General features: G+C 59.5%; 22 protein-coding genes. 10 read left to right on the top strand and 12 right to left on the bottom strand.

The window, feature by feature from the left end; translation table 11 throughout:
• Window positions 1-26: 26 nt before the first annotated feature.
• The 3 genes from lysA to argH all read right to left on the bottom strand — a co-directional run bounded on the left by lysA (window position 27) and on the right by argH (window position 3,108).
• Complete coding sequence (gene lysA / locus F617_RS0106960; RefSeq protein WP_019564865.1) at window positions 27-1,295, bottom strand: diaminopimelate decarboxylase; 1,269 nt, start codon at window positions 1,293-1,295, stop codon at window positions 27-29.
• A 13-nt stretch (window positions 1,296-1,308) separates the two neighbouring features.
• Window positions 1,309-1,512 (bottom strand): lipoprotein, encoded by a 204-nt coding sequence (locus F617_RS28655; RefSeq protein WP_019564864.1) that lies wholly within the window; start codon window positions 1,510-1,512, stop codon window positions 1,309-1,311.
• Window positions 1,513-1,707: 195 nt separating this feature from the next.
• On the bottom strand, window positions 1,708-3,108 hold the full coding sequence (argH, locus tag F617_RS0106945) for an argininosuccinate lyase (protein WP_019564863.1): 1,401 nt from the start codon (window positions 3,106-3,108) through the stop codon (window positions 1,708-1,710).
• A 24-nt stretch (window positions 3,109-3,132) separates the two neighbouring features.
• On the opposite strand from argH, the gene F617_RS0106940 reads away from it, so the two are divergent.
• Window positions 3,133-3,801, top strand: a complete 669-nt coding sequence (locus F617_RS0106940; protein WP_019564862.1) for a TlpA disulfide reductase family protein — start codon at window positions 3,133-3,135, stop codon at window positions 3,799-3,801.
• A 67-nt stretch (window positions 3,802-3,868) separates the two neighbouring features.
• Here the strand turns inward: F617_RS0106940 and F617_RS0106935 are convergent, their stop codons facing one another.
• The 7 genes from F617_RS0106935 to F617_RS0106900 form a co-directional block, all read right to left on the bottom strand.
• Window positions 3,869-4,750: a 3-hydroxybutyryl-CoA dehydrogenase gene (locus F617_RS0106935; RefSeq protein ID WP_019564861.1), complete on the bottom strand. Its 882-nt coding sequence runs from the start codon at window positions 4,748-4,750 to the stop codon at window positions 3,869-3,871.
• A gap of 117 nt (window positions 4,751-4,867) precedes the next feature.
• Window positions 4,868-5,797 carry an electron transfer flavoprotein subunit alpha/FixB family protein gene (locus tag F617_RS0106930; RefSeq protein WP_003511321.1) on the bottom strand — a complete coding sequence of 310 codons (930 nt, stop codon included), beginning with the start codon at window positions 5,795-5,797 and terminating at the stop codon, window positions 4,868-4,870.
• A gap of 25 nt (window positions 5,798-5,822) precedes the next feature.
• Window positions 5,823-6,569 (bottom strand): electron transfer flavoprotein subunit beta/FixA family protein, encoded by a 747-nt coding sequence (locus F617_RS0106925; protein ID WP_013761780.1) that lies wholly within the window; start codon window positions 6,567-6,569, stop codon window positions 5,823-5,825.
• 183 nt (window positions 6,570-6,752) lie between these two features.
• On the bottom strand, window positions 6,753-7,526 hold the full coding sequence (locus F617_RS0106915) for a rhomboid family intramembrane serine protease (protein WP_019564860.1): 774 nt from the start codon (window positions 7,524-7,526) through the stop codon (window positions 6,753-6,755).
• Window positions 7,527-7,558: 32 nt separating this feature from the next.
• A complete protein-coding gene (locus F617_RS0106910; RefSeq protein WP_019564859.1) occupies window positions 7,559-8,152 on the bottom strand; it encodes a cob(I)yrinic acid a,c-diamide adenosyltransferase in 594 nt (197 codons plus the stop codon).
• A 1-nt stretch (window position 8,153) separates the two neighbouring features.
• On the bottom strand, window positions 8,154-8,351 hold the full coding sequence (locus F617_RS0106905; RefSeq protein WP_003497428.1) for a twin transmembrane helix small protein: 198 nt from the start codon (window positions 8,349-8,351) through the stop codon (window positions 8,154-8,156).
• Between the two features lie 17 nt (window positions 8,352-8,368).
• Window positions 8,369-9,202 carry an SDR family oxidoreductase gene (locus F617_RS0106900; RefSeq protein ID WP_019564858.1) on the bottom strand — a complete coding sequence of 278 codons (834 nt, stop codon included), beginning with the start codon at window positions 9,200-9,202 and terminating at the stop codon, window positions 8,369-8,371.
• A 182-nt stretch (window positions 9,203-9,384) separates the two neighbouring features.
• On the opposite strand from F617_RS0106900, the gene F617_RS0106895 reads away from it, so the two are divergent.
• Window positions 9,385-10,302 carry a YihY/virulence factor BrkB family protein gene (locus F617_RS0106895; RefSeq protein WP_013761775.1) on the top strand — a complete coding sequence of 306 codons (918 nt, stop codon included), beginning with the start codon at window positions 9,385-9,387 and terminating at the stop codon, window positions 10,300-10,302.
• Here the strand turns inward: F617_RS0106895 and gluQRS are convergent.
• Complete coding sequence (gene gluQRS, locus F617_RS0106890) at window positions 10,270-11,154, bottom strand: tRNA glutamyl-Q(34) synthetase GluQRS (protein ID WP_026330712.1); 885 nt, start codon at window positions 11,152-11,154, stop codon at window positions 10,270-10,272. The genes F617_RS0106895 and gluQRS overlap by 33 nt on opposite strands.
• 72 nt (window positions 11,155-11,226) lie before the next feature.
• On the opposite strand from gluQRS, the gene F617_RS0106885 reads away from it, so the two are divergent.
• Window positions 11,227-11,874 (top strand): DNA-3-methyladenine glycosylase, encoded by a 648-nt coding sequence (locus F617_RS0106885; RefSeq protein ID WP_013761773.1) that lies wholly within the window; start codon window positions 11,227-11,229, stop codon window positions 11,872-11,874.
• A 15-nt stretch (window positions 11,875-11,889) separates the two neighbouring features.
• On the opposite strand, the gene F617_RS0106880 is transcribed toward F617_RS0106885, so the two are convergent.
• Window positions 11,890-13,308 (bottom strand): short-chain fatty acyl-CoA regulator family protein, encoded by a 1,419-nt coding sequence (locus F617_RS0106880; protein ID WP_026330711.1) that lies wholly within the window; start codon window positions 13,306-13,308, stop codon window positions 11,890-11,892.
• Between the two features lie 117 nt (window positions 13,309-13,425).
• Here F617_RS0106880 and F617_RS0106875 point away from each other — a divergent pair, with 117 nt between their 5' ends.
• The 7 genes from F617_RS0106875 (at window position 13,426) to F617_RS0106845 (ending at window position 22,934) form a co-directional block, all read left to right on the top strand.
• A complete protein-coding gene (locus F617_RS0106875; RefSeq protein ID WP_013761771.1) occupies window positions 13,426-14,958 on the top strand; it encodes an acyl-CoA carboxylase subunit beta in 1,533 nt (510 codons plus the stop codon).
• A gap of 100 nt (window positions 14,959-15,058) precedes the next feature.
• Window positions 15,059-15,955: a glutathione-dependent disulfide-bond oxidoreductase gene (gene yghU, locus F617_RS0106870; RefSeq protein ID WP_003511310.1), complete on the top strand. Its 897-nt coding sequence runs from the start codon at window positions 15,059-15,061 to the stop codon at window positions 15,953-15,955.
• A 125-nt stretch (window positions 15,956-16,080) separates the two neighbouring features.
• On the top strand, window positions 16,081-16,458 hold the full coding sequence (locus tag F617_RS0106865) for a hypothetical protein (protein WP_013761770.1): 378 nt from the start codon (window positions 16,081-16,083) through the stop codon (window positions 16,456-16,458).
• A 48-nt stretch (window positions 16,459-16,506) separates the two neighbouring features.
• Window positions 16,507-18,510 (top strand): acetyl/propionyl/methylcrotonyl-CoA carboxylase subunit alpha, encoded by a 2,004-nt coding sequence (locus F617_RS0106860; RefSeq protein WP_019564854.1) that lies wholly within the window; start codon window positions 16,507-16,509, stop codon window positions 18,508-18,510.
• Between the two features lie 118 nt (window positions 18,511-18,628).
• Window positions 18,629-20,770, top strand: a complete 2,142-nt coding sequence (gene scpA, locus F617_RS0106855; RefSeq protein ID WP_019564853.1) for a methylmalonyl-CoA mutase — start codon at window positions 18,629-18,631, stop codon at window positions 20,768-20,770.
• A gap of 13 nt (window positions 20,771-20,783) precedes the next feature.
• The gene (gene mce, locus F617_RS0106850; RefSeq protein WP_003511303.1) at window positions 20,784-21,200 is read left to right on the top strand and encodes a methylmalonyl-CoA epimerase; all 417 of its coding nucleotides are present in this window, start codon (window positions 20,784-20,786) and stop codon (window positions 21,198-21,200) included.
• A 189-nt stretch (window positions 21,201-21,389) separates the two neighbouring features.
• A complete protein-coding gene (locus F617_RS0106845; RefSeq protein WP_019564852.1) occupies window positions 21,390-22,934 on the top strand; it encodes a glycerol-3-phosphate dehydrogenase in 1,545 nt (514 codons plus the stop codon).
• The last annotated feature ends 2 nt before the right edge of the window (window positions 22,935-22,936 follow it).

The raw sequence follows: 22,936 nt of genomic DNA, 5'->3' as shown, positions 1-22,936 counted from the left end.
ATCGACCAAGCCGGATATATGGCGGATCAATCGAGCCAGGCGGGTACTGAATCGAGAGCGATCAGCTCCTCATAGGTTCCGCGCGGGCGGATGACGTGGAACTTGTCACCCTTTACCAGCACTTCCGGCACCAGCAGGCGCGAATTATAGGTGCCTGCCTGCACGGCGCCGTAAGCACCGGCGGAGCTGACGGCAATCAGATCACCCGGCTGCGGTGCGGCCATCTCGCGGTCCAGCGCCAGATAGTCACCCGTTTCGCAGACGGGGCCAACGATATCGGCCTTGATGCGAGGGGCGTCTACCGCGGGCTGCACGACCGGGCGGATGCCGTGATAGGCCTCGTAAAGCGTCGGGCGGATGAGGTCGTTCATCGCGCCATCGACAATCACGAAGTTCTTTTCGCCGCCATCCTTCACATAGATCACTTCCGTCACCAGAATGCCGGCATTGCCGACGATCAGGCGTCCCGGTTCGGTGATGATCTTGCAGTTGAGGCTCTTCAGCTCGTTCTTGACGATATGCGCATAGGCATCCGGCAGCGGCGGCGGATTATTGTCCTCGCGGTAGGGAATGCCGAGACCGCCGCCGATATCGACGTGGCTGATCGTGTGCCCGTCCGTGCGCAGGGATTCCACCAGTTCGCGCAGCAAACGGAACGCATCCTCGAAGGGCTGCAATTCGGTGATCTGGCTGCCGATATGCATGTCGATGCCGGTGACTTCGATGCCGGGCAGCGTGGCGGCATGGGCATAGACCGCACGCGCCCGCTCATAGGAAATGCCGAACTTGTTCTCTTTTTTGCCGGTGGAAATCTTGGCATGGGTGCGCGCATCCACATCCGGATTGATGCGGAAGGACACATGCGCCCTTTTTCCGGCCTTGACGGCGCGCAGGTTGAGGACCTCAAGCTCCGGCTCGGATTCGATGTTGAAGCAGTAGATGCCGGCTTCCAGCGCGTAATCCATTTCCGCCACCGTCTTGCCGACGCCGGAGAACATGATGCGGTTTGCCGGTACACCGGCGCCAAGCGCGCGGCGCAATTCGCCGCCGGATACCACGTCGATACCCGCGCCAAGCTTTGCCAGCGTCTTCAGAACGGCCTGGTTGGAATTGGCCTTCATGGCGTAACAGACCATGGCGTCCACATCGGCGAAAGCGCCTGAGAACACCTTGTAGTGGCGCTCCAGCGTCGCGGTCGAATAGACATAGAACGGCGTGCCGACCGCCTTGGCGATCTCAGGCACGGGCACGTTTTCGGCGTGAAGCACGCCGTCGATATAGCCAAAATGGTTCACAGGCTTTTTCCCGTCAGAGAAGCTTGTCGAGGATGAACGGCCGCTCCGCCGTTGCCGGCTTCGTCTCGGTTCCGTCGGCATTGCGCTTGTTGCGCATTTCGACCGGCGTGCTCGGCGGATCGATATCGCCTTTTCGCCCGCAGGCACTGAGTGCAAGACTGACGGCGAGCGTCATGCTGATGGGAACGATGAGATTGCGCGCGGTTTTTGAAAGCATGAGCCTGTCCAAAGGAAATATGTGCTTCTCTGATAACGAAAAACAGGGCGCTTGTGCACCCTGTTTCTTGTGATCGCAGCGTAACGCAGATTTATGAGGGCGGCGGAGAAAAATGGAATCGTTTCCGCCGCTCATTTTAATTTGTCTGCGCATCGGATTTTCCGAAAACCGCTTCACACTTTTCGGTCCGATGCGTTAGTTGCGTCCACGCCACCAGGCGATCTGCTTCTTGACCTCGGAAGGAGCCGTGCCGCCGAAGCTGGTGCGGCTGGCAACCGATGCCTCGACTGAAAGAACGTCGAAAACGCCGCTTGTAATGGCCGGATGGATCGCCTGCAGGTCTTCCAGCGAAAGATCGGCCAGATCGCAGCCATTCTTTTCCGCCAGTGCCACCGCATTTCCGGTCACATGGTGGGCGTCGCGGAAGGGCAGGCCTGCCTCGCGCACCAGCCAGTCAGCAAGATCGGTGGCGGTGGAATAGCCCGAACCGGCGGCCGCACGCATGCGGTCCTTGCGCACCTCAAGGTCGCGGATCATGCCGGTCATGGCGGCGATGGCCAGTTCCAGGCTTTCGGCGGCATCGAAAACCTGTTCCTTGTCTTCCTGCATGTCCTTGGAATAGGCGAGTGGCAGGCCCTTCATCACAGTCAGAAGCGCCACCAGCGAGCCGTTGATGCGGCCGGTCTTGGCGCGCACCAGTTCGGCGGCGTCGGGGTTCTTCTTCTGCGGCATGATCGACGAGCCGGTGGAAAAGGCATCGGACAGGCGGATGAAGCCGAATTGCGGCGTCGACCAGATGACGATTTCTTCGGCGAGGCGCGACAGATGCGTGGCGCAGATCGAGGCGATCGACAGGAACTCCAGCGCGAAATCACGGTCAGAAACGGTGTCGATGGAGTTGCGGGTCGGCTCGCGGAAGCCGAGCGCCTTTGCCGTCATGTGGCGGTCGATAGGATAACCGGTGCCGGCCAGCGCTGCTGCACCGATCGGGCTTTCATCCAGATGTTCGATCGCGTGACGCACGCGGGCGCGGTCACGGCCGAACATTTCCACATAGGCCATGCAATGATGGCCGAAGGTGACGGGCTGGGCCGTCTGCAGATGGGTGAAGCCGGGCATGACCGTATCGGCATTTTCCTCGGCGCGGTCGAGGAAGGCGGCGATGAGCGCGGTCAGCATGCCTTCCGTCTTCTGCAGCTCTTCCTTGACCCAGAGGCGGAAATCGAGCGCCACCTGGTCGTTGCGCGAGCGGGCGGTGTGCAGACGCCCTGCCGCCGTGCCGATGAGGGTGGCAAGTCGCGCCTCGATGTTCATGTGAATGTCTTCGAGCTTGCGCGAGAATTCGAAGCTGCCAGCCTCGATTTCTGACAGGATCGTGTTCAGGCCGTGAACGATCTTGTCTTTATCTTCCTGCGAAATAATGCCTTTTTCCGCCAGCATGGTGGCATGCGCTATAGAGCCGCGGATGTCCTGGGCATAAAGCTTCTTGTCGAAGCCGATGGAGGCATTTATCTCTTCCATGATGGCTGATGGCCCGGAAGCGAAACGTCCGCCCCACATCTGGTTGGAGGATTTCTGATCTGTGCCGTCAGCCATGTTCTGCGTGCCCTGGAGTATTCGATGACAGAAAAAAGGCCGTTCAGGCTTCCTTCCGCCAGATTGGTTGCAATTGCTGCCGTTGCCGGTGTCGTGTTCGGCGCGGGTGCGGTCTGGTTCAGGCATATTGGGTCTGAGAGCCCGGTTCAAGGGGAAGCGGTTGCCGAGGCCGGTTTATGTGAAGGTGCGGCAAACCGCATCGCCTCGCTGAAACCCCTCCTGAAGGGTCAGGTGGCGGCCATGTCGGCCACGGATACGCCGCGCGTCATCCCGCTGTCCTTCAAGGGTCCGCAAGGGTCGGACATGTCGCTTGCCGATCTCAAGGGCAAGGCGGTTCTCCTCAATCTGTGGGCCACCTGGTGCGTGCCATGCCGGGAGGAAATGCCTGCGCTGAACGCACTCGAGAAGGAAAAGGGCAGCGATGGCTTTGAGGTTGTTGCGGTCAATATCGACACCGGCGCGGACGAGAAAACGAAAGCCTTCATTGACGAATACAAGATCGATGCGCTGAAACTTTATCGCGACAGCTCCATGGGCGTCTTCAATGTTCTGAAAAAGGAAGGGCTGGCTTTCGGCCTTCCCGCAACTCTTCTGCTGGACGAAAAAGGCTGCCTGATTGCCGCCATGAACGGTCCGGCAGCCTGGGACAGCGAAGATGCCAAAGCGTTGGTATCGGCAGTGAAGGCTAAATAATTGTCCAGTGCGGGAGGGATTTTCCTCCCGTCATCTCGAATGATATCAGAGGAATATCCCTTGCGCCTCAGCGCGTCGGAACAGGTGTCTCGCCACGGTAATCGTAAAAACCGCGACCAGATTTGCGGCCGAGCCAGCCGGCCTCGACATATTTCACCAGCAGCGGGCAGGGGCGGTATTTGCTGTCGGCCAGCCCGTCATGCAGCACCTGCATGATCGACAAACAGGTGTCGAGACCGATGAAGTCGGCAAGCTGCAACGGTCCCATCGGATGGTTGGCGCCGAGCCGCATGGCGGTGTCGATTGCTTCCACCGAACCGACGCCCTCATAGAGCGTGTAGATCGCTTCGTTGATCATCGGCAGCAGGATGCGGTTGACGATGAAGGCGGGGAAATCCTCGGCGACGGTGATCGCCTTTTCCAGCGTCCGCACATAGTCCTTCGCCGCATCGAAGGTCTTTTCGTTGGTGGCGATACCGCGCACCAGCTCCACCAGCTTCATCACAGGCACCGGGTTCATGAAGTGGATGCCCATGAACTGTTCGGGACGATCGGTCGCGGACGCAAGGCGAGTGATGGAGAGCGAAGAAGTGTTAGTGGCCAAAAGCGCTTCGGGCTTCAGTACCGGGCAGATCTGCGCATAGATCTTGCGTTTGATTTCCTCGTTTTCGGTAGCAGCCTCAATGACCAGATCCATGGGCGCCAGATCGTTGACGTCAGTCGAACCGCTGATGAGCGCCAGCGCATCTTTGCGGGCGTTGTCGGAGAGCTTGCCGTTGGTGACCTGACGGGCAAGATTGCCGTTGATCGTGGCAAGGCCGGCTTCGATGCCGTCCTTGGAAAGATCGTAAATGTGCACCTTGTAACCGGCCAAGGCGGAAACATGCGCGATGCCGCAACCCATTTGACCGGCTCCGATGATACCGATGTTTTTAAAGGGGGCGGTCATATGCTGGTCTCCTCATGGGATTTCATCTGCGTCATTTGCGGCGATGTTACGCATATCGCCGAAAAAGAGAAGGCGGCGCGTTCAAAAAACGCGCCGCCTTTGGCTAAAGGCTTAAAATCACAGAGCCTTCTGGAGTTCCGGCAGAGCTTCGAACAGGTCTGCGACGAGGCCGTAATCGGCAACCTGGAAGATCGGCGCTTCCTCGTCCTTGTTGATGGCTACGATGACCTTCGAGTCCTTCATGCCGGCCAGATGCTGGATGGCGCCCGAAATGCCGGCAGCGATGTAAAGCTGCGGTGCCACGACCTTGCCGGTCTGACCGACCTGCCAGTCGTTCGGTGCATAACCCGCATCGACGGCTGCGCGCGATGCGCCGACGGCTGCACCGAGCTTGTCGGCAACCGGCAGGATCACTTCGCGGAACTTTTCCGAAGAGCCGAGTGCGCGACCGCCCGAGATGATGATCTTCGCAGAGGTCAGTTCCGGACGATCGGAAGAGGCGAGCGCGTCGGACACAAAGACAGAAACGCCGGGGTTCTCGGCAGCACCGATGGTTTCCACCGGTGCCGAACCGCCTTCAGCGGCTGCCGCAAACGCGGTGGGGCGCACGGTGATGACCTTCTTGGCGTCGCTTGCCTGCACCGTCTGGATGGCGTTGCCGGCATAGATCGGACGTTTGAAAGTATCCGGGCTGACGACCTCGATGATTTCCGAGACCTGGGCCACATCGAGAAGGGCTGCGACGCGCGGGGCGACATTCTTGGCCGAAGCGGTCGCCGGTGCGATGATGACGTCATAGGAAGGGCTGAGCGAGACGATCAGCGCCGCCAGCGGCTCGGCGAGCGCGTTGGCATAGGATGCGTCGTCGGCAAGCAGTACCTTGGCAACGCCGGACAGTTTCGCCGCCGCGTCGGCGGCACCCTTCGCACCGGAGCCGGCAACGAGCACGTGGACGTCGCCGCCAATCTGCGTTGCCGCCGTCAGCGTCTTCGCCGTCAGGTCGGAAAGGGTTGCGTTGTCGTGTTCTGCCAGAAGAAGAATGGCCATGTTGTAATCTCCCTTTTCCGAAACCTTAGAGGACGCCGTCGGCTTTGAGCTTTTCAACCAGCTCAGCCACCGAGCCGACCCTGATGCCGGCCTTGCGGCCTGCGGGCTCCTCGGTCTTCAACACCTTCAGACGCGGCGTTACATCGACGCCGAAATCGGCCGGGGTCTTCTTGTCGAGTGGCTTCTTCTTTGCCTTCATGATGTTCGGCAGCGAGGCGTAACGCGGCTCGTTCAGACGAAGATCGGTGGTGACGACAGCGGGAAGTTTCAGTTCGACCGTCTGCAGGCCGCCATCGACTTCACGCGTCACAGCGACCTTGCCATCAGACGGTACGACCTTGGAGGCGAAGGTGCCCTGGCCCCAGCCGAGAAGGGCGGCCAGCATCTGACCGGTCTGGTTGCTGTCGTCGTCGATCGCCTGCTTGCCGACGATGACGAGGCCGGGCTGCTCGGCTTCCGCCACGCCCTTCAAAAGCTTGGCGACGGCCAGCGGTTCGACCGTCTCGTCGGTCTCGATCAGGATGGCGCGGTCGGCACCCATGGCGAGCGCCGTGCGCAGCGTCTCTTCCGCCTTGGCAGGGCCGATCGACACGACCACGACTTCTTCGGCCTTGCCGGCTTCTTTCAGCCGCAGAGCCTCTTCCACCGAGATTTCGTCGAACGGGTTCATCGACATCTTCACATTCGCGAGTTCAACGCCCGAACCATCCGACTTCACGCGGATCTTGACGTTGTAATCAACAACTCGTTTGACAGGGACAAGGATCTTCATCGGCGGTTTTCCTCAAACTCCTGTCCGCGAGGCGACAAGACCGCGCGGACCTCCAAAAACAGGTTGGCGACATGGATAAGCATTTTTCCCGCAAATACAACGGAGCAATGTTCATTATCACATGCACGCAAGGCATACCTTACGTTGACGTTAACGTAAATAATTTATCTCTTCGTCAACGGCTCATCTGCTCCCGTCATAGCCCCGTTCGATTTGCGACAACCCCGCCGTTTGCGACGGATTCTTGAACTGCGCCGCCCTTGGCGGAACAATCGTGCGGTCGAACAGGGGAACGTCCGGCCGGCGCATGAAAATTACCATCACAGCCCCGGCCAATATGCCGCCCACATGTGCTCCCCAGGAAACATTTTCCTCAAGGCCAAGTGCCAGCATCAGAAATTGCTGTCCGATCCATAACGCCAGCGGAATGAAGGCAGGCAAGGGCAACGGAATGCGCATGAACACCAGAACCCAGACGCGCACCTTGGGATGCAGGAGAAAATAGGCCGCGACGACGCCAGAAACAGCGCCTGATGCACCGATAAGCGGCCCTTCCGACATGGGTGCGACAAAGCCGTGCAACAGCGCGCCGGCTATGGCGCAGGCGATGTAAAAGATAAGGAAACGGAAGTGGCCGAGCGCGTCCTCGACGTTGTCGCCGAAGACCCACAGAAACAGCATGTTGCCTGCCATGTGCCAGAAATCCAGATGCAGGAACGCATAGGTGACGACGGTCAGGTCATCCGGCACCACCTGCAAGGCGGGCTCCAGGTAGGCGTAGTCGAACACCACAGCCGGGATGAAACCGAGGCCGAGCGCTGCGGCATTGGCCTGGACGTCGCTGGCAAGCACGCCGGTAAATATCCATACCAGCACGTTGACCACGATCAGGCCGATCGTGACATATTGCAGCCGGATATGTTTGAGGGAATTCGCATCGTGCAGCGGTATGAACATCGAACGCCCTTCGTTTGTGCGAGAGATAGGCTTTAGCGGTTCTTGCCGGGAACCCACAATATGTCAGCCTTGCCCATATCATTGGCAAACCGGGCGGCAACGAACAGGAAGTCGGACAGGCGGTTGACATATTTCAGCGCTTCCGGGCTGACGATCTCGTTTTCAGCAACCGAGAGCTCCACCATGAGCCGTTCCGCCCGTCGGCAGATCGTGCGCGCCAGATGCAGATTGGCCGCCGCCGCATTGCCGCCCGGCAGCACGAAGGAGGTCAGGGGGTCAATTGCGGAGTTGAGGTCGTCGATTTCGTTTTCCAGCCGCGTGACCTGGCTCGCGACTATGCGCAGCGGTTCGTAGGCCGGCGGCTCGCCGGTTTCCGGGGTCGCGAGATCCGCGCCGAGGTCGAACATGTCGTTCTGGATGCGGAACAGCATGGCATCCAGCTTTTCCATGCTGGCAATATCAGTATTGGCGGTATGCAGCCGCGCCACGCCGATCGCCGAATTCGTTTCGTCCACCGTGCCATAGGCCTCGACGCGAAGATCGTGCTTCAGGCGGCGGGGACCGGACACCAGCGCCGTCGTGCCCTTGTCGCCGGTGCGGGTGTAGATCTTGTTCAGTTTCACCATGTCAGCGTCCGCCGCCGGTGAGCCAAAGGGTCAGCATGATGAGCACGATGGCGATGGCCTGCAACAGAAGGCGAAGCTGCATCAACTTGTTGGAACGGTTGGCGTCTTGGCCCTTCAGCATGTTGAAAAGGCCTCGTATCAGCACGATGACAACGAGGCCCATGACGATAAGGGCCAGAACAGTGGTGAAGCCGGACATTTAGGGGGTACTCCTCCTCAATCGAATCTGCGCAGCAGACGATAGAACAGTCCGGCAGGCAAGAGCCGTTTCAGCAACAGCCCCTGTTTGGCGGGAACGGTGACGGGATAATGCGGTTTTGGCTTTGCGGCGGTCAGGGCGTGTTTCAGAACGGCATAAACGGCATCGGGGCCAAGCTTGTGGCGGTTGACCGGGCCGGACCCATCCATCCGCGCCAGCTGACGCTTGTATTCCACTGCATGGGCCGAGTTTTCCAGATCGATCTTGTCCCTGACGTGGGCAAGCGCCGTCGTGGTGAATTTCGACGTGATCGGCCCTGGTTCGATGAGGCTCACATGGATGCCGCTGTCCTGAAGTTCCATGCGCAGCGTGACGCCAAGGCCCTCGATCGCGAATTTCGATGCGGTATAGGCACCACGATAACGATAGGGAACGAGGCCGAGAATGGAGGAGCAATGCACGATGCGCCCTGAACCGCGCTGGCGCATGAAGGGAATGACCCGCCGCGTCAGATCGTGCCAGCCGAAGACGTTGGTTTCGAATTGCTGCCGCAGTGCTTCCACCGGCAGATCCTCCACAGCACCCGGCTGGCCATAGGCGCCATTGTTGAACAGCGCATCGATGCGGCCTCCGGTTCTGGCCGCAACCGTATCCACGAGAGCCGCGATGGTTTCGGGCTTGGTATAGTCCATGATCAGGGTTTCTATGCCCTGATTTTCGAGCGCGGCCATATCGACGATGCGGCGCACGGTGGCAAACACCCGCCAGCCGTCGCGGTGAAGCGCGCCGGCACAATGGGCTCCGATGCCCGAGGAACATCCGGTAATTATGATGACGGGTTTTTCAGGCATCTATGCCGCTCCGGAAAGCCGAATGTTGCGCTGGCCCGATGGTCCGGCCTGTGAAAATTGTATTGCGCAAAATCTGTATGCCTGCGGGAACCGAAAGGCGGGCTTGTGCGCTGTACAAAGTAGAGCTGACTTCCCATATTCGGGGCGAAGTTACAAATGAAATGCCGATGAATGGAGGCGACATGGTTGCCGCAGTGCGCCTGGCAGGCAAGGTTGCCTTCGATGCCTATTCTCATTTTGCCGAGGATGACGGCTGGGCGATGGCGAGCCACATGGCGCTTTCCATCCTGCTGGCGCTGTTCCCGTTCCTGATTTTCGGCACGGCTTTGGCCGGTTTTCTGGGGGCTGACCAGTTTTCCGAGACGGCGGTGCATCTGATTTTTGATACCTGGCCGGAAGCGATCGCAGGTCCGCTTGCCGCGCAGGTGCAGCAGGTCCTGACCATTCCGCGCGGCGGACTGCTGACGATTTCGGTGCTGGCGGCCGCATATTTTGCCTCCAACGGTGTCGAGGCGCTCCGAATCTCGCTCAACCGCGCCTATCGCGTCACGGAAACGCGCTGGTGGTACATCACCCGTCTTCTCAGTCTGCTGTATGTGTTGATCGCAGTGGTGGTCTTTACCGGCATCAGCATCGTGCTTGTTGCGGTGCCGGTCGCAACGTCCTTTGCCGAGCAGCGGTTTCCCTGGCTGACGGATGCGCTGAACACGGTTTCCAGCCTCGGACTTTACGGCACCATCGTCGTGCTGACGGTCGGGCTGGTGGCGGCGCATCTGTGGCTTCCGGCCGGCAAACGCCGCATCTGGGATGTCTGGCCCGGCATTCTGCTGACAATGATCTTCTGGGTCATCGGCGCGGCGATCTTTGCCTATTACCTCTCCACCTTCGCCAATTATGCCGCCACCTACGCCGGTCTGGCCTCAGTGATGGTGGTTCTGGTGTTTCTTTACATGGTGGGTGTCATCTTCATGCTGGGTGCGGAAGTGAATGCCGCTCTGATGAAATACAAAGTCCGGCAGATCATCCGCCGCAATATCTCCGGCAACAGTGCGCGCCGCGAGCAGGTGCTAGAGGAGCCCGACAAGCCGGCGGATATCTGACGGCGTTTTTCCTTCCGCCCGAAGCGCTGAAAGGCCGGTGCTGCCTTCGCTTTTCGAGAGCTTGCGCCCATCAGCACCCAAAATCAGCCGGTGGTGGTGATAGGCGGGTGGCGGCAGGTCCAGCAATTGTTGCAGCAGCCGGTGAATGGCGGTTGCGTTAAACAGATCCATGCCGCGCACCACATGGGTGATGCCTTGCAGCGCGTCATCCAACACCACGGAAAGATGATAGCTCGAGGGGGCGTCGGAGCGCGACAGCACCACATCGCCCCACAGCGCCGGCAAAGCTTCGATTTCCCCGGTCTGCCCGTCGCCGCTCTCGCGCCAGAACAGCTTGCTGTGCAAGGTGCGGACCGCCTTTTCCATGTCGAGCCGCCAGGCGTGTTGCCTGCCTGATGCCAGAAGTTCGGCCCGTTCCGCCTGCGGCCTTTGCCGATCTATTGCCGGGTAAAGCGGCGCGCCGTCGGGATCGCGCGGCCAGAGCCTTCCCTCTGCCTCAAAGGCCCTGACAATGGCTTTCGTCTCACCCCGGCTTAAGAAGGCGGGATAAGCGAGGTCGGCCTCGACCAGCCTGTCGAGTGCTGTGCGATACTCATCGAAGTGCTCCGATTGCCGCCGCACCGGCTTTTCCCATTCCAGTCCCAGCCAGCCAAGATCATCATAGATCGCCTGCTCCAGCTCCGGAGTGCAGCGCGTCTGGTCGATATCTTCGATGCGCAGCAGAAAATGGCCACTGTTTTCCCGCACCATGTCGTGGTTCAGAAAAGCGGAAAGCGCATGGCCCAGATGCAGGGCGCCATTGGGGCTGGGCGCAAAACGATAAACCGGTTTTTGACGGACGGGCGAAGGCATGGTTTCTTCTGCCATGTTTTGAAGCGCCTCGCCACCCGGTGCCGGGCCAACGTGAATATGGGCTGTGCAGACATGAAAATCATCAGGGGCCTCGACGATATCAGCGAAGGTCTGGCGCATCTTGCCCGCCTCGATCCGGCTCTTAGCCTTATTATCGAAAAAGCCGGTCCGCTGGAGTTGCGTATTCACGAGCCCGGCTTTGCGGGCCTTGCCCATATCGTCGTGTCGCAGATGGTCTCGCGCGCCAGCGCGAACGCCATATGGGTGCGTATCCTTGCCGGCACGGGCGGGGCGGTGACGGCGGAAAACTATCTGGCGGTGCCGGAAGAATTGCGCGCCACTTTCGGCCTTTCCCGGGCCAAGGCAACAACGCTGGAAGGGTTGGCGCACGCGGTTGCGGATGGCCGCATCGATCTTGATGCCGTCAGTCGCAAGGAAGCAGATGTGGCCCTTTCGGAGCTGGTGGCGCTTCGCGGCATTGGTCCGTGGACGGCGGAAGTCTATCTGATGTTCTGCGGCGGCCACCCCGATATTTTTCCGGTTGGCGATGTGGCGCTGCGGGCTGCGGTGGGCCACGCGCTTTCGCTCGAGGCACGGCCGGATGCGAAATGGCTGGCGGCGCGGGCGGAACTCTGGACGCCCTGGCGCTCCGTCGCCGCCCGGCTGTTCTGGGGCTACTATGCAAATATCATGCGGCGCGCGATGGTGCCGCTACCCTGATATGGCCGCGCGGCGCTAGAAGTCTGCGATCCGGTAGGGCAAGGCCCCACGTGAGAGATGATCGACATGTAGTTTGCGTTTTAGCGGCGGTACGGCGCGCTGCACGCAATCGACCCTTTCGCAGACCCGGCAGGAAACGCCGATGGGCTTGAAGGAGGCGGTATTGGCGAGATCGAGTGTATCGGCATAGACGAAATTCTGCGCATGGGAAATTTCGCAGCCGAGTGCGATGGCATAACGTGGCCTGTCCGTGTTGAAACCGGCGCCGGCTTTTTCGATCTGTGTGGCGATGGAAAGATAGCGCACGCCGTCAGGTGTTTCCGCCAGCTGGCGTACTATCCTGTCGGAGCTTTCGAAGGCCTGATGAATGTTCCAGAGCGGACAGGCCGCGCCGAAACGGGCAAATTGCAGCCTTGTGGCGCTGTGGCGTTTGGTGATGTTGCCAGCCCGGTCGATCTTGGCGAAAAAGATCGGCACGCCTTTCTGACCAGGGCGTTGCAAAGTGCTGAGCCTGTGGGCCACCTGTTCAAGGCTCGCGCCGAAGCGCACGGCCAGAAGTTCCAGATCGTGGCGCAATTCCTGCGCAGCCCGGTGAAATTGTCCATATGGCAGGATCAGCGCGGCGGCGAAATAGTTGTGAAGGCCGATGCGACAGATTTCCGCGGCTTCGGCGCTACGGAAACCGGCGCCGGCCAGCACTCTGTCCACGGTTGCTCCCGCATGAAGCTGGGCGATCTGAAGCGCAAGCTGAAAACAGCGGGTCGGTGCTGCCATGTAGGAACTGAGCGCCAGCGTTTTGCCGGCCGGATCGAAATGCCGGATCAATCCGCCCGCCGCCTCCGTTCTGGTGATATGGACACCGAAGCGGCTGCGTAGATGGGCCGCGAGAATGCCGTAGGTCTCGCCGCCCTCTATCTCCAGTTCGTATGCAAGTTCTTCCGCCAGAAGATCGATCTCGGCAACGTAATTGTCGACGAAGTGGAAGAAATCGCGGACCTCTTCGTAAGGTGTTCTTTCCACCTGCGCGGTTCCCCGCCCCAGCCTGTCATCCAGCTGCACCAGCTGCTCGCTGTTTTGCCGGTAGGCCTGGTGGGCGCGCAAAAGCGCATGGGCAAAACCCGGTGCGTTCTGCGCAATCAGCTTCAGTTCCTGCAGCCCGGGCTCGTAATTCAGGAACAGCGGGTCTTTCAGGGCCTCGCGCACAGCGGAAACCAGTCGGTCGTTTTCGCCGGTTGCCAGCTCCGTTACGTCGAGCTGGAATTTTTCCACCAGCGTCACCAGAACGCTGGCGGAAACGGGTCGCTGATTGTTTTCGATCTGGTTCAGATAACTGGCCGAAATGCCGAGCCGTTCGGCAAACTGTGCCTGCGTGGCGCGGGCGTTTTCGCGAAGGCCGCGGACCTTGCGGCCGATGAAGAGCTTTTCCATAGCCATGTTGCAACTTTGCAAAAGTAAATATTGCAAATATTTATGCCACGCATACGCGCACGATCAAGGCTTCTAGGCGAATGTTTTCTAAGCTATTGATTTGAGGAAACGCATGGAGGAAACATGCCCAGCATTCTGGAGCAATTGCAGACGCGCCGCGACGAAGCGCGGCTCGGCGGCGGCGTCAAGCGCATTGAGGCGCAGCATGCCAAGGGCAAGCTGACGGCGCGCGAGCGCATCGATGTGTTGCTGGATGAAGGTTCCTTCGAAGAGTACGACATGTACGTTACCCACCGGGCGGTGGATTTCGGCATGGCCGAACAAAAGGTGGCGGGCGATGGCGTCGTTACCGGCTGGGGCACCATCAACGGCCGGCAGGTCTATGTTTTCAGCCAGGATTTTACCGTGCTCGGCGGTTCGCTGTCGGAAACCCATGCCCAGAAAATCTGCAAGATCATGGATATGGCCGTGCGCAACGGCGCGCCCGTGATTGGCCTCAACGACAGTGGCGGCGCGCGCATTCAGGAAGGTGTTGCTTCGCTCGGCGGTTATGCCGACGTTTTCAAGCGCAACGTCATCGCCTCCGGTGTCGTGCCTCAAATCTCTGTCATCATGGGGCCGTGTGCCGGTGGTGCCGTTTATTCGCCTGCCATGACCGACTTCATCTTCATGGTGCGCGATACTTCCTACATGTTCGTAACCGGGCCGGATGTGGTGAAGACCGTGACCAACGAGATCGTCACGGCGGAAGAGCTGGGCGGCGCCTCCACACACACCAAAAAATCCTCCGTTGCCGATGGCGCCTATGAAAACGACATCGAGACACTTGAGCATGTGCGCCTGCTTTTCGATTTCCTGCCGCTGAATAATCAGGAAAAACCGCCGGTCCGGCCTTTTCATGACGATCCCGCACGGTTGGAAGCGCGCCTCGATACGCTGATCCCCGACAGTTCCAACAAGCCATACGATATGAAGGAACTGATCCATGCGCTCGCCGACGAGGGCGATTTCTTCGAGTTGCAGGAGGCGTTTGCCAGAAACATCATCACCGGTTTCATGCGTCTGGAAGGCCAGACGGTAGGCGTCGTCGCAAACCAGCCGATGGTGCTGGCCGGGTGTCTGGATATTGACAGCTCACGCAAGGCCGCCCGCTTCGTGCGCTTCTGCGATGCCTTCAACATTCCCCTGCTGACACTGGTGGATGTGCCCGGTTTCCTGCCGGGAACGGCGCAGGAATATGGCGGCGTCATCAAGCACGGCGCGAAACTGCTGTTTGCCTATTCCGAGGCGACGGTTCCGATGGTGACGCTGATTACCCGCAAGGCCTATGGTGGCGCTTATGACGTGATGGCCTCGAAACATATCGGCGCTGATGTGAACTATGCCTGGCCGACTGCGGAAATCGCTGTCATGGGCGCAAAAGGGGCCGCGGAAATCCTCTATCGCTCGGAGCTTTCCGATCCGGACAAGATCGCCGCGCGCACAAGGGAATATGAGGAGCGTTTCGCCAATCCCTTCGTGGCGGCAGAGCGTGGTTTCATCGATGAGGTTATCATGCCGCATTCCTCGCGCCGCCGCATCGCCCGTGCCTTTGCTTCGCTGCGGGGCAAGAACGTCGAAACCCGCTGGAAAAAGCACGATACCATTCCGCTCTGACCTGCTCTGGGGCTGGAAAAATACTTTGGCCACCTTACTATAATGATGTTCAGGCGCCCGACCTTCGGTGCCATCCCGAAACGCACAAGGACTGATTTTTATGGCCGAGAACTCCTCCGCAGATAATTTTCCCGCCGGATATGAAGTGCCCAAGGTCTGGACCTGGGACAAGGGTAATGGCGGCCAGTTCGCCAATATCAATCGCCCGATCGCCGGTCCCACCCACGACAAGGAATTGCCGGTCGGCAAACATCCGTTGCAGCTTTATTCGCTGGCAACGCCGAATGGCCAGAAGGTCTCGATCATGCTGGAAGAATTGCTGGCCGCTGGCCACAAGGGCGCCGAATATGATGCCTGGCTGATCAAGATCGGCGAAGGCGACCAGTTTGGCTCCGGTTTTGTCGGCGTCAATCCGAACTCCAAGATCCCGGCGCTGATGGATCATTCGACGCCCGAGCCGACCCGGGTTTTCGAGAGCGGCTCGATCCTCGTCTATCTCGCGGAAAAATTCGGCGCTTTCCTGCCGAAAGAGGGCAATGCCCGCACGCAGGCGCTGAACTGGCTGTTCTGGCAGATGGGTTCCGCCCCCTTCCTCGGCGGCGGTTTCGGCCATTTCTACGCCTACGCCCCGATCAAGATCAAATATGCTATCGACCGTTACGCCATGGAAGTTAAACGCCAGCTTGACGTGCTTGACCGTCATCTGGCCGACAACCGTTATCTGGCGGGCTCGGAATATACGATTGCCGACATGGCCGTCTGGCCCTGGTATGGCAAGATCGCGCTCGGCCAGGCTTATGGCGATGCCGGTGCTTTCCTTGAAGCCGCCGGTTATAAGAACCTTATGCGCTGGACGCTTGAAATCGGCGAACGACCTGCGGTCAAGCGCGGCGTGATCGTCAACAAAACCTCGGGCGATCCGTCCGAACAATTGCATGAACGCCACGATGCCTCCGACTTCGAGCAGAAGACGCAGGACAAAATCGGCAAGGCATAACGAAAAGACTGGAGCGCTTCTGGTTTTAATAGGACCATGAAAGCGCTCTAATTATTTGAATTTACGCATATCCGGACGTAAAAGCGGACCCGCTTTTAATGGAAATGCTTCTGGAAGGACAAAAGATGGCGAACCTGCCCGAAATGACCAAACACAAGGGATTTCCCTCCGGCATGCCGAGCACGGGCATCCAGTTCACCATCCGCCGCGCCAATCCAAAAGGGGTAACGCCCATCAAGATGATACCTCGAAGGGCGCGGGACGATTCCAAGGAACACCGCATCGATGCGGCCTTCCTGCACTCGCTCTGGCACCATTTTGGTCCCGAGCCGTTCGAGCGCGGTAATCTCGACGCGGCCCGCCTCAGCCTGCTGTTCGGCCGCGAGGTCTTGCCGGCGGAAAAGAATTTCGATCCGCTTTCCTACCAGGCGATGCTTGTCATCGACGAGCGCGTCGCCCGGCAGAATTTCCCGGAATCCTTCGAGAACTTTTTCGAGATTTGAGGACGGCATACGGCATTTGTCGTGAGGGGAAGAGGGGAGAATAACCGCGTGATCAAGAAAATCCTCATCGCCAATCGCGGCGAGATCGCCTGCCGGGTCATCAAGACGGCGAAGAAGATGGGCATTGCGACGGTTGCCGTCTATTCGGATGCTGATGCCAATGCTTTGCATGTGAAGATGGCGGATGAGGCCGTTCATATCGGTCCGGCGCCCTCGTCGCAGTCCTATATCGTCATCGATAAAATCCTTGCTGCGATCGAGAAGACCGGGGCTGACGCGGTGCATCCCGGCTATGGCTTCCTGTCGGAGAACGCTGCCTTTGCCGAGGCGCTGGAGAAGGCGGGTGTCATCTTCATCGGCCCGCCGGTCGGCGCTATCCAAGCCATGGGCGACAAGATCACCTCCAAGAAGCTCGCGGCGGAAGCCGGTGTTTCCACCGTGCCCGGCCATATGGGGCTGATTGGGGATGCAGATGAGGCGGTGAGGATCGCCTCCGAGATCGGTTATCCCGTGATGATCAAGGCTTCGGCCGGCGGCGGCGGAAAGGGCATGCGCATCGCCTTCAACGATGCGGAGGCGCGCGAGGGTTTCCAGTCTTCAAAAAACGAGGCGAAATCTTCCTTTGGGGACGACCGCATCTTCATCGAGAAATTCGTCACCCAGCCGCGCCATATCGAAATTCAGGTGCTGGGCGATCAACACGGCAATATTCTTTACCTTGGCGAGCGAGAGTGCTCGATCCAGCGCCGCAACCAGAAGGTCATCGAGGAAGCGCCATCGCCCTTTCTTGATGAGGCAACGCGCAAGGCCATGGGCGAGCAGGCCGTGGCTCTGTCGAGAGCAGTCGGTTACCATTCGGCCGGAACGGTGGAATTCATCGTCGATGGCGAGCGCAATTTCTACTTTTTGGAAATGAATACGCGCCTGCAGGTGGAACATCCGGTAACGGAACTCGTCACAGGCATTGATCTTGTCGAGCAGATGATCCGCGTGGCATCAGGCGAAAAGCTGTCCTTCGGGCAGACCGATATAAGGTTGAACGGCTGGGCAATCGAAAGCCGGCTTTATGCCGAAGACCCCTATCGTAATTTCTTGCCCTCCATCGGCCGGCTGACACGGTATCGCCCGCCGCAAGAGGGCGAGCAGGAAAACGGCACCGTGATCCGCAACGATACCGGCGTCTTCGAAGGCGGTGAAATCTCGATGTATTACGATCCGATGATCGCCAAGCTTTGTAGCTGGGCAAAGGATCGTGAAACCGCCATCGATGCCATGGGGCAGGCGCTGGATCGTTTCGAAGTGGAGGGCATCGGCCACAATCTACCGTTCCTCTCGGCTGTCATGCAGCACGAGCGTTTTCGGGCCGGCCGTCTGACGACGGGTTTTATCGCCGAGGAATTTCCGGAGGGCTTTTCCGGGGTGGAGCCCGATGAGGCTTCCGCGCGCAAGCTCGCAGCCATCGCCACCGTTATCCACCAGCGGCTTCAAAACCGTGCGGTCGAAATTTCCGGTACCATTGGCAATCATCGTCGCATTGTCGGTCAGGACTGGGTGGTTTCGCTTGGTCAATCCCGTCGAAGCGTCAGCGTGGAAACCGGTGCTGAAGGCATGGCAATCCGTTTTGAGGATGGTGCTGCGCTGACGGTCGCTACCGGCTGGCTTCCCGGCCGCAGCCTTGGCCTGTTCACGGTGGCGGGCGAGGTGATCGCCGCTAAGGTCGATCTTGCCGGTGCGGCGGTTCGTCTGCGCTGGCGCGGCATGGATGTTCTCGCCCATGTGCGCAGCCCGCGCGTGGCGGAACTGGCGCTGCTGATGCCGGAAAAGCTGCCGCCCGATACGTCGAAACTGTTGCTCTGCCCGATGCCGGGCGTCATCACCGGGATCTCGGTTGGCGAGGGGGACGAGGTGGAAGCCGGTCAGGCGCTGGCGACGGTGGAGGCAATGAAGATGGAAAACATCCTGCGTGCGGAAAAACGCGGCCGGGTCGCCAAAGTGTCGGCAAAGCCGGGCGATAGCCTCGCCGTGGATGAGGTCATCCTCGAATTTGAATAGGGCTTGATACCGTTTTTGAGGAACGGATGAGGGGCGGAGCGGGTTACGGGGTAGGCTGGATTTCGGTCACGATCACCAGTCACAGTACTGAAAATGAAATGCAGAAGGGGAGATATGCATGTCGGGTGAAAAAACGGTGCGGGATTGGCTGCAGCTTGCCGAAAAGGAGCTGAAGCGTTCACCGGATGCACTCGTCTGGCATACGCCCGAAGGCATTGACGTCAAACCGCTTTACACGGCCGATGACCTGAAAAAGGCTTCACATCTCGATGGCCTGCCGGGCTTTGCGCCCTTCACGCGCGGCCCGCGCGCCACCATGTATGCCGGGCGGCCATGGACGATCCGCCAATATGCCGGGTTTTCGACTGCCGAAGCTTCCAACGCCTTTTACCGCAAGGCGCTCGCCGCCGGCCAACAGGGTGTTTCGGTCGCCTTCGATCTTGCCACTCATCGCGGATATGACAGCGACCACTCGCGCGTTGAAGGCGATGTCGGTAAGGCGGGCGTAGCGATCGACAGCGTCGAGGACATGAAAATCCTGTTCGATGGTATACCGCTCGAAAAGGTCTCCGTCTCCATGACCATGAACGGGGCCGTCATTCCGGTGCTCGCCAATTTCATCGTTGCGGGGGAAGAGCAGGGTGTCTCGCGTGCCGCGCTTTCCGGCACCATCCAGAACGACATTCTCAAGGAGTTCATGGTCCGCAACACCTATATCTACCCGCCCGAGCCTTCGATGCGTATCATTGCTGATATCATTGAATATACGGCGAAGGAGATGCCGAAGTTCAACTCCATTTCGATATCCGGCTATCACATGCAGGAGGCAGGTGCCACGCTGGTACAGGAGCTTGCCTTCACGCTGGCGGATGGCCGCGAATATGTGCGGGCCGCCCTTGCCAAGGGACTGAATGTCGATGATTTCGCCGGCCGCCTGTCGTTCTTTTTTGCCATCGGCATGAATTTCTTCATGGAGGCCGCAAAGCTGCGCGCCGCCCGCTTCCTCTGGTCGCGCATCATGGAAGAGTTCAAGCCGCAAAAGGCGTCGTCGCTCATGCTGCGCACCCATTGCCAGACATCCGGTGTGTCTCTTCAGGAACAGGACCCTTACAATAACATTGTCCGCACCGCTTTCGAGGCCATGTCCGCCGTGCTGGGCGGCACACAATCGCTGCACACCAATTCCTTTGATGAAGCCATTGCCCTGCCGACAGAATTTTCCGCCCGTATCGCCCGCAACACCCAGCTTATTCTCCAGCATGAAACCGGCGTGACCAAGGTCGTCGATCCGCTGGCCGGTTCCTACTACGTCGAAAGCCTGACGGATGAACTGGCGCAAAAAGCCTGGGCGCTGATTGAGGAGGTGGAGGCGCTTGGTGGCATGACCAAAGCGGTGGCCGAAGGCCTGCCCAAAAGATTGATCGAGGAGGCGGCCACGCGTCGGCAGGCGGCCGTGGACAAGGGCGAGGAAGTCATCGTCGGCGTCAACCGCTACCGTCTGGAAACCGAGGAAGATATCGACGTTCTCGATATCGACAACGCCGCCGTACGCGCCGCGCAAATCCGCCGCCTTGAGGACACCAAACGTCGCCGCGACGGCGGGGACGTCTCGAAGGCGCTGGCGGCATTGTCTGAAATTGCCCGTAGCGGCAAGGGTAATATTCTCGAGGCGGCACTCGTCGCCGCCCGCGCCCGCGCCACCGTCGGCGAGATTTCCGATGCGCTGCGTGCCGTCTTCGGCGATTACGTTGCCGTGCCGGAAGTGGTGGAGGATATTTACGGCGAGGCCTACAAGGACGAGCCGGAGCTTGCCACGCTCGCTACGCGGCTTTCCGGCGTGGCAGAACGGCTCGGCGTCAAACCGCGCATCATGGTCGCAAAGCTCGGGCAGGACGGGCATGATCGCGGCGCGAAGGTGATCGCATCGGCCTTTGGCGATATCGGTTTCGATGTGCTGGCCGGGCCGCTGTTCCAGACGCCTGCCGAGGCAGCCGATCTTGCGGTTCAGAACAAGGTGCATGTGGTCGGCATGTCGTCGCTTGCCGCAGGCCACAAGACGCTCGCGCCGCAGCTTGTGGAGGCGCTCAAGCAGAAGGGTGCCCAGGACATCATCGTCGTCGTCGGCGGCGTCATTCCGCGCCAGGATTATCAGTTCCTGCTCGACCACGGCGTTTCGGCGATTTTCGGACCCGGCACCAATGTCATGGATGCGGCCAACAAGGTTCTCGATCTGCTCGAAGGCATCCGGCGCAACGCGTGAGAGGAATACGGCCATGTTCGGAAGATTGAACCACGTCGCCCTTGCCGTGCCCGATCTTAATGCCGCGGTTTCGCGATACAGGGCGCTTGGCGCTCAAGTTTCCGAGCCGCAATCTCTGCCCGAACACGGCGTGACAGTGGTTTTCGTTCAGGCTGACAATACCAAGATCGAACTTCTTCATCCGCTTGGAGAGAACTCCCCGATTACCGCCTTCCTCGAAAGAAATCCGGGTGGCGGCACGCATCATCTGTGCTTTGAGGTGCCGGATATTCTGGCCGTGCGAGACGATCTCGTCCAAAAAGGCATCCGCATTTTAGGTGATGGCGAGCCGAAGATCGGCGCGCATGGCAATCCCGTTCTCTTCCTGCATCCAAAGGATATGGGCGGCGTGCTTTACGAGCTTGAGCAGGTCACTCCGACACACGTCTGAAACACAGACCCCGTACCGACATCCCGAAACACGCTGGCGAAGTGATTCACCGGCGGCAGTTGCCGTTCGCTTGTGCTAGAAACATGGGTTTCGTTTGTTTTCTTTTGACATTCGTTTTGTTTTCGTTTTTATGACGATAATCTTTCAACGTAGGGGGAAATGGTCCCCGGCGCTGTCTTGGGAGGCCCTATGTCCGGCGAAAACATATTCGATCTTTTTGTCATCGGCGGTGGCGTGAATGGTTGCGGCATTGCCCGCGATGCCGTGGGTAGGGGCTATTCCGTGGCGCTTGCGGAAAAGGGCGATTTTGCCTCCGGTACGTCTTCGGCAGCCACCAAGCTCATCCATGGCGGCCTGCGTTATCTCGAACATTATGAGTTTCGTCTGGTGCGCGAAGCCTTGATGGAGCGTGAAATTCTGTGGGCCATGGCCCCGCACGTCATCTGGCCCATGCGCTTCGTCCTGCCGCTCCAGAAAGGCGGCGTGCGTCCGGCATGGATGGTCCGGCTTGGCCTCTTTCTTTATGACAACCTCGGCGGCCGCAAGCTTTTGCCGCCGACGCGCACGGTCGATCTTCGGCAGGACCCGGCAGGCAAACCTCTGAAGCCGGTCTTTGCCAAGGCTTTCGAATATTCCGACGGCTGGGTGGACGATGCCCGTTTCGTGGTTCTGAATGCGCGTGACGCGGCGGATCGCGGTGCGACGATCATGAACCGCACGCGGGTCGTATCCGCACGGCGCGAAGGCGGCGTGTGGCTTATCGAGACGCTGGACGAAAAGACCGGCCGTTCAGCCACGCACAGAGCGCGCATGCTGGTGAATGCCGCTGGCCCATGGGTGGATAACGTGCTGTCCGGCGTGTTCGGCCGCAACGATGTGCACAATGTTCGTCTCGTGCAGGGCAGCCACATCATCGTGCGCAGGAAGTTTTCCGATCCGCGCGCCTATTTCTTCCAGAACCCGGACAACCGCATCATCTTCGCCATTCCCTATGAGCAAGATTTTACGCTGATCGGCACCACGGACCGCGACTACAAGGGCGATCCGGCCAAGGTGCGCATCTCTGAGGAAGAGATTTCCTATCTCTGCAATGCCGCCAGCGAATATTTCAGCGAGCCGGTGAAGCCGGATGATATCGTCTGGACCTATTCCGGCGTGCGCCCGCTTTTCGATGATGGCGCTTCAAAGGCGCAGGAAGCCACACGCGACTATGTGCTGAAAGTTGAAGAGGCAGAGGGCGAAGCGCCGCTACTCAATATCTTCGGCGGCAAGCTGACCACCTACCGGCGGCTGGCGGAACATGCTCTGGAAAAGATCGGCGCAGCCATCGGAGAAAAGGGCAAGCCCTGGACGGCGGGCTCGTATCTGCCGGGCGGTGACTTCGGGGTGGAGAGATATGACGCCCAGGTGAGGGCGCTTGTCTCCCGTTACCCATTCCTTGATGGACGCCATGCCGAGCGGCTCATCAAAAACTACGGCACGAAGGCTGCGGAACTGCTCGGTGTCGCCACCGATGTTTCCGGCCTCGGTCGGCATTTCGGCGGCACACTTTACGAATGCGAAGTGCGCTGGCTGGTGGAACACGAATGGGCCTTTGCAGCCGAGGATATTCTCTGGCGGCGCACTAAACAGGGCCTGCGGTTGAGCAGGGACGAGGCTGCCGCTCTGGATGAATTCGTTTCCACGCTGACTGGTGTCAAGGAAAAGGGCGAAGCCGTGACGGAGCAGGCCTGAGC

The sequence above is a fragment of the Agrobacterium sp. 10MFCol1.1 genome, assembly GCF_000381165.1.
GTDB lineage: Bacteria > Pseudomonadota > Alphaproteobacteria > Rhizobiales > Rhizobiaceae > Agrobacterium > Agrobacterium tumefaciens.
The sequence above is the reverse complement of the archived record's forward strand: the minus strand, read 5'-3'. Positions and strand labels throughout refer to the sequence as shown.

What these genes read in the sequence shown, in the direction of transcription:
- F617_RS28655 (WP_019564864.1), bottom strand. Translation starts at nt 1,512, where the DNA reads ATGCTTTCAAAAACCGCGCGCAATCTCATCGTTCCCATCAGCATGACG.
- argH (WP_019564863.1), bottom strand. Translation starts at nt 3,108, where the DNA reads ATGGCTGACGGCACAGATCAGAAATCCTCCAACCAGATGTGGGGCGGA.
- F617_RS0106940 (WP_019564862.1), top strand. Translation starts at nt 3,133, where the DNA reads ATGACAGAAAAAAGGCCGTTCAGGCTTCCTTCCGCCAGATTGGTTGCA.
- F617_RS0106935 (WP_019564861.1), bottom strand. Translation starts at nt 4,750, where the DNA reads ATGACCGCCCCCTTTAAAAACATCGGTATCATCGGAGCCGGTCAAATG.
- F617_RS0106930 (WP_003511321.1), bottom strand. Translation starts at nt 5,797, where the DNA reads ATGGCCATTCTTCTTCTGGCAGAACACGACAACGCAACCCTTTCCGAC.
- F617_RS0106925 (WP_013761780.1), bottom strand. Translation starts at nt 6,569, where the DNA reads ATGAAGATCCTTGTCCCTGTCAAACGAGTTGTTGATTACAACGTCAAG.
- F617_RS0106915 (WP_019564860.1), bottom strand. Translation starts at nt 7,526, where the DNA reads ATGTTCATACCGCTGCACGATGCGAATTCCCTCAAACATATCCGGCTG.
- F617_RS0106910 (WP_019564859.1), bottom strand. Translation starts at nt 8,152, where the DNA reads ATGGTGAAACTGAACAAGATCTACACCCGCACCGGCGACAAGGGCACG.
- F617_RS0106905 (WP_003497428.1), bottom strand. Translation starts at nt 8,351, where the DNA reads ATGTCCGGCTTCACCACTGTTCTGGCCCTTATCGTCATGGGCCTCGTT.
- F617_RS0106900 (WP_019564858.1), bottom strand. Translation starts at nt 9,202, where the DNA reads ATGCCTGAAAAACCCGTCATCATAATTACCGGATGTTCCTCGGGCATC.
- F617_RS0106895 (WP_013761775.1), top strand. Translation starts at nt 9,385, where the DNA reads ATGGTTGCCGCAGTGCGCCTGGCAGGCAAGGTTGCCTTCGATGCCTAT.
- gluQRS (WP_026330712.1), bottom strand. Translation starts at nt 11,154, where the DNA reads ATGCCTTCGCCCGTCCGTCAAAAACCGGTTTATCGTTTTGCGCCCAGC.
- F617_RS0106885 (WP_013761773.1), top strand. Translation starts at nt 11,227, where the DNA reads ATGAAAATCATCAGGGGCCTCGACGATATCAGCGAAGGTCTGGCGCAT.
- F617_RS0106880 (WP_026330711.1), bottom strand. Translation starts at nt 13,308, where the DNA reads ATGGCTATGGAAAAGCTCTTCATCGGCCGCAAGGTCCGCGGCCTTCGC.
- F617_RS0106875 (WP_013761771.1), top strand. Translation starts at nt 13,426, where the DNA reads ATGCCCAGCATTCTGGAGCAATTGCAGACGCGCCGCGACGAAGCGCGG.
- yghU (WP_003511310.1), top strand. Translation starts at nt 15,059, where the DNA reads ATGGCCGAGAACTCCTCCGCAGATAATTTTCCCGCCGGATATGAAGTG.
- F617_RS0106865 (WP_013761770.1), top strand. Translation starts at nt 16,081, where the DNA reads ATGGCGAACCTGCCCGAAATGACCAAACACAAGGGATTTCCCTCCGGC.
- scpA (WP_019564853.1), top strand. Translation starts at nt 18,629, where the DNA reads ATGTCGGGTGAAAAAACGGTGCGGGATTGGCTGCAGCTTGCCGAAAAG.
- mce (WP_003511303.1), top strand. Translation starts at nt 20,784, where the DNA reads ATGTTCGGAAGATTGAACCACGTCGCCCTTGCCGTGCCCGATCTTAAT.
- F617_RS0106845 (WP_019564852.1), top strand. Translation starts at nt 21,390, where the DNA reads ATGTCCGGCGAAAACATATTCGATCTTTTTGTCATCGGCGGTGGCGTG.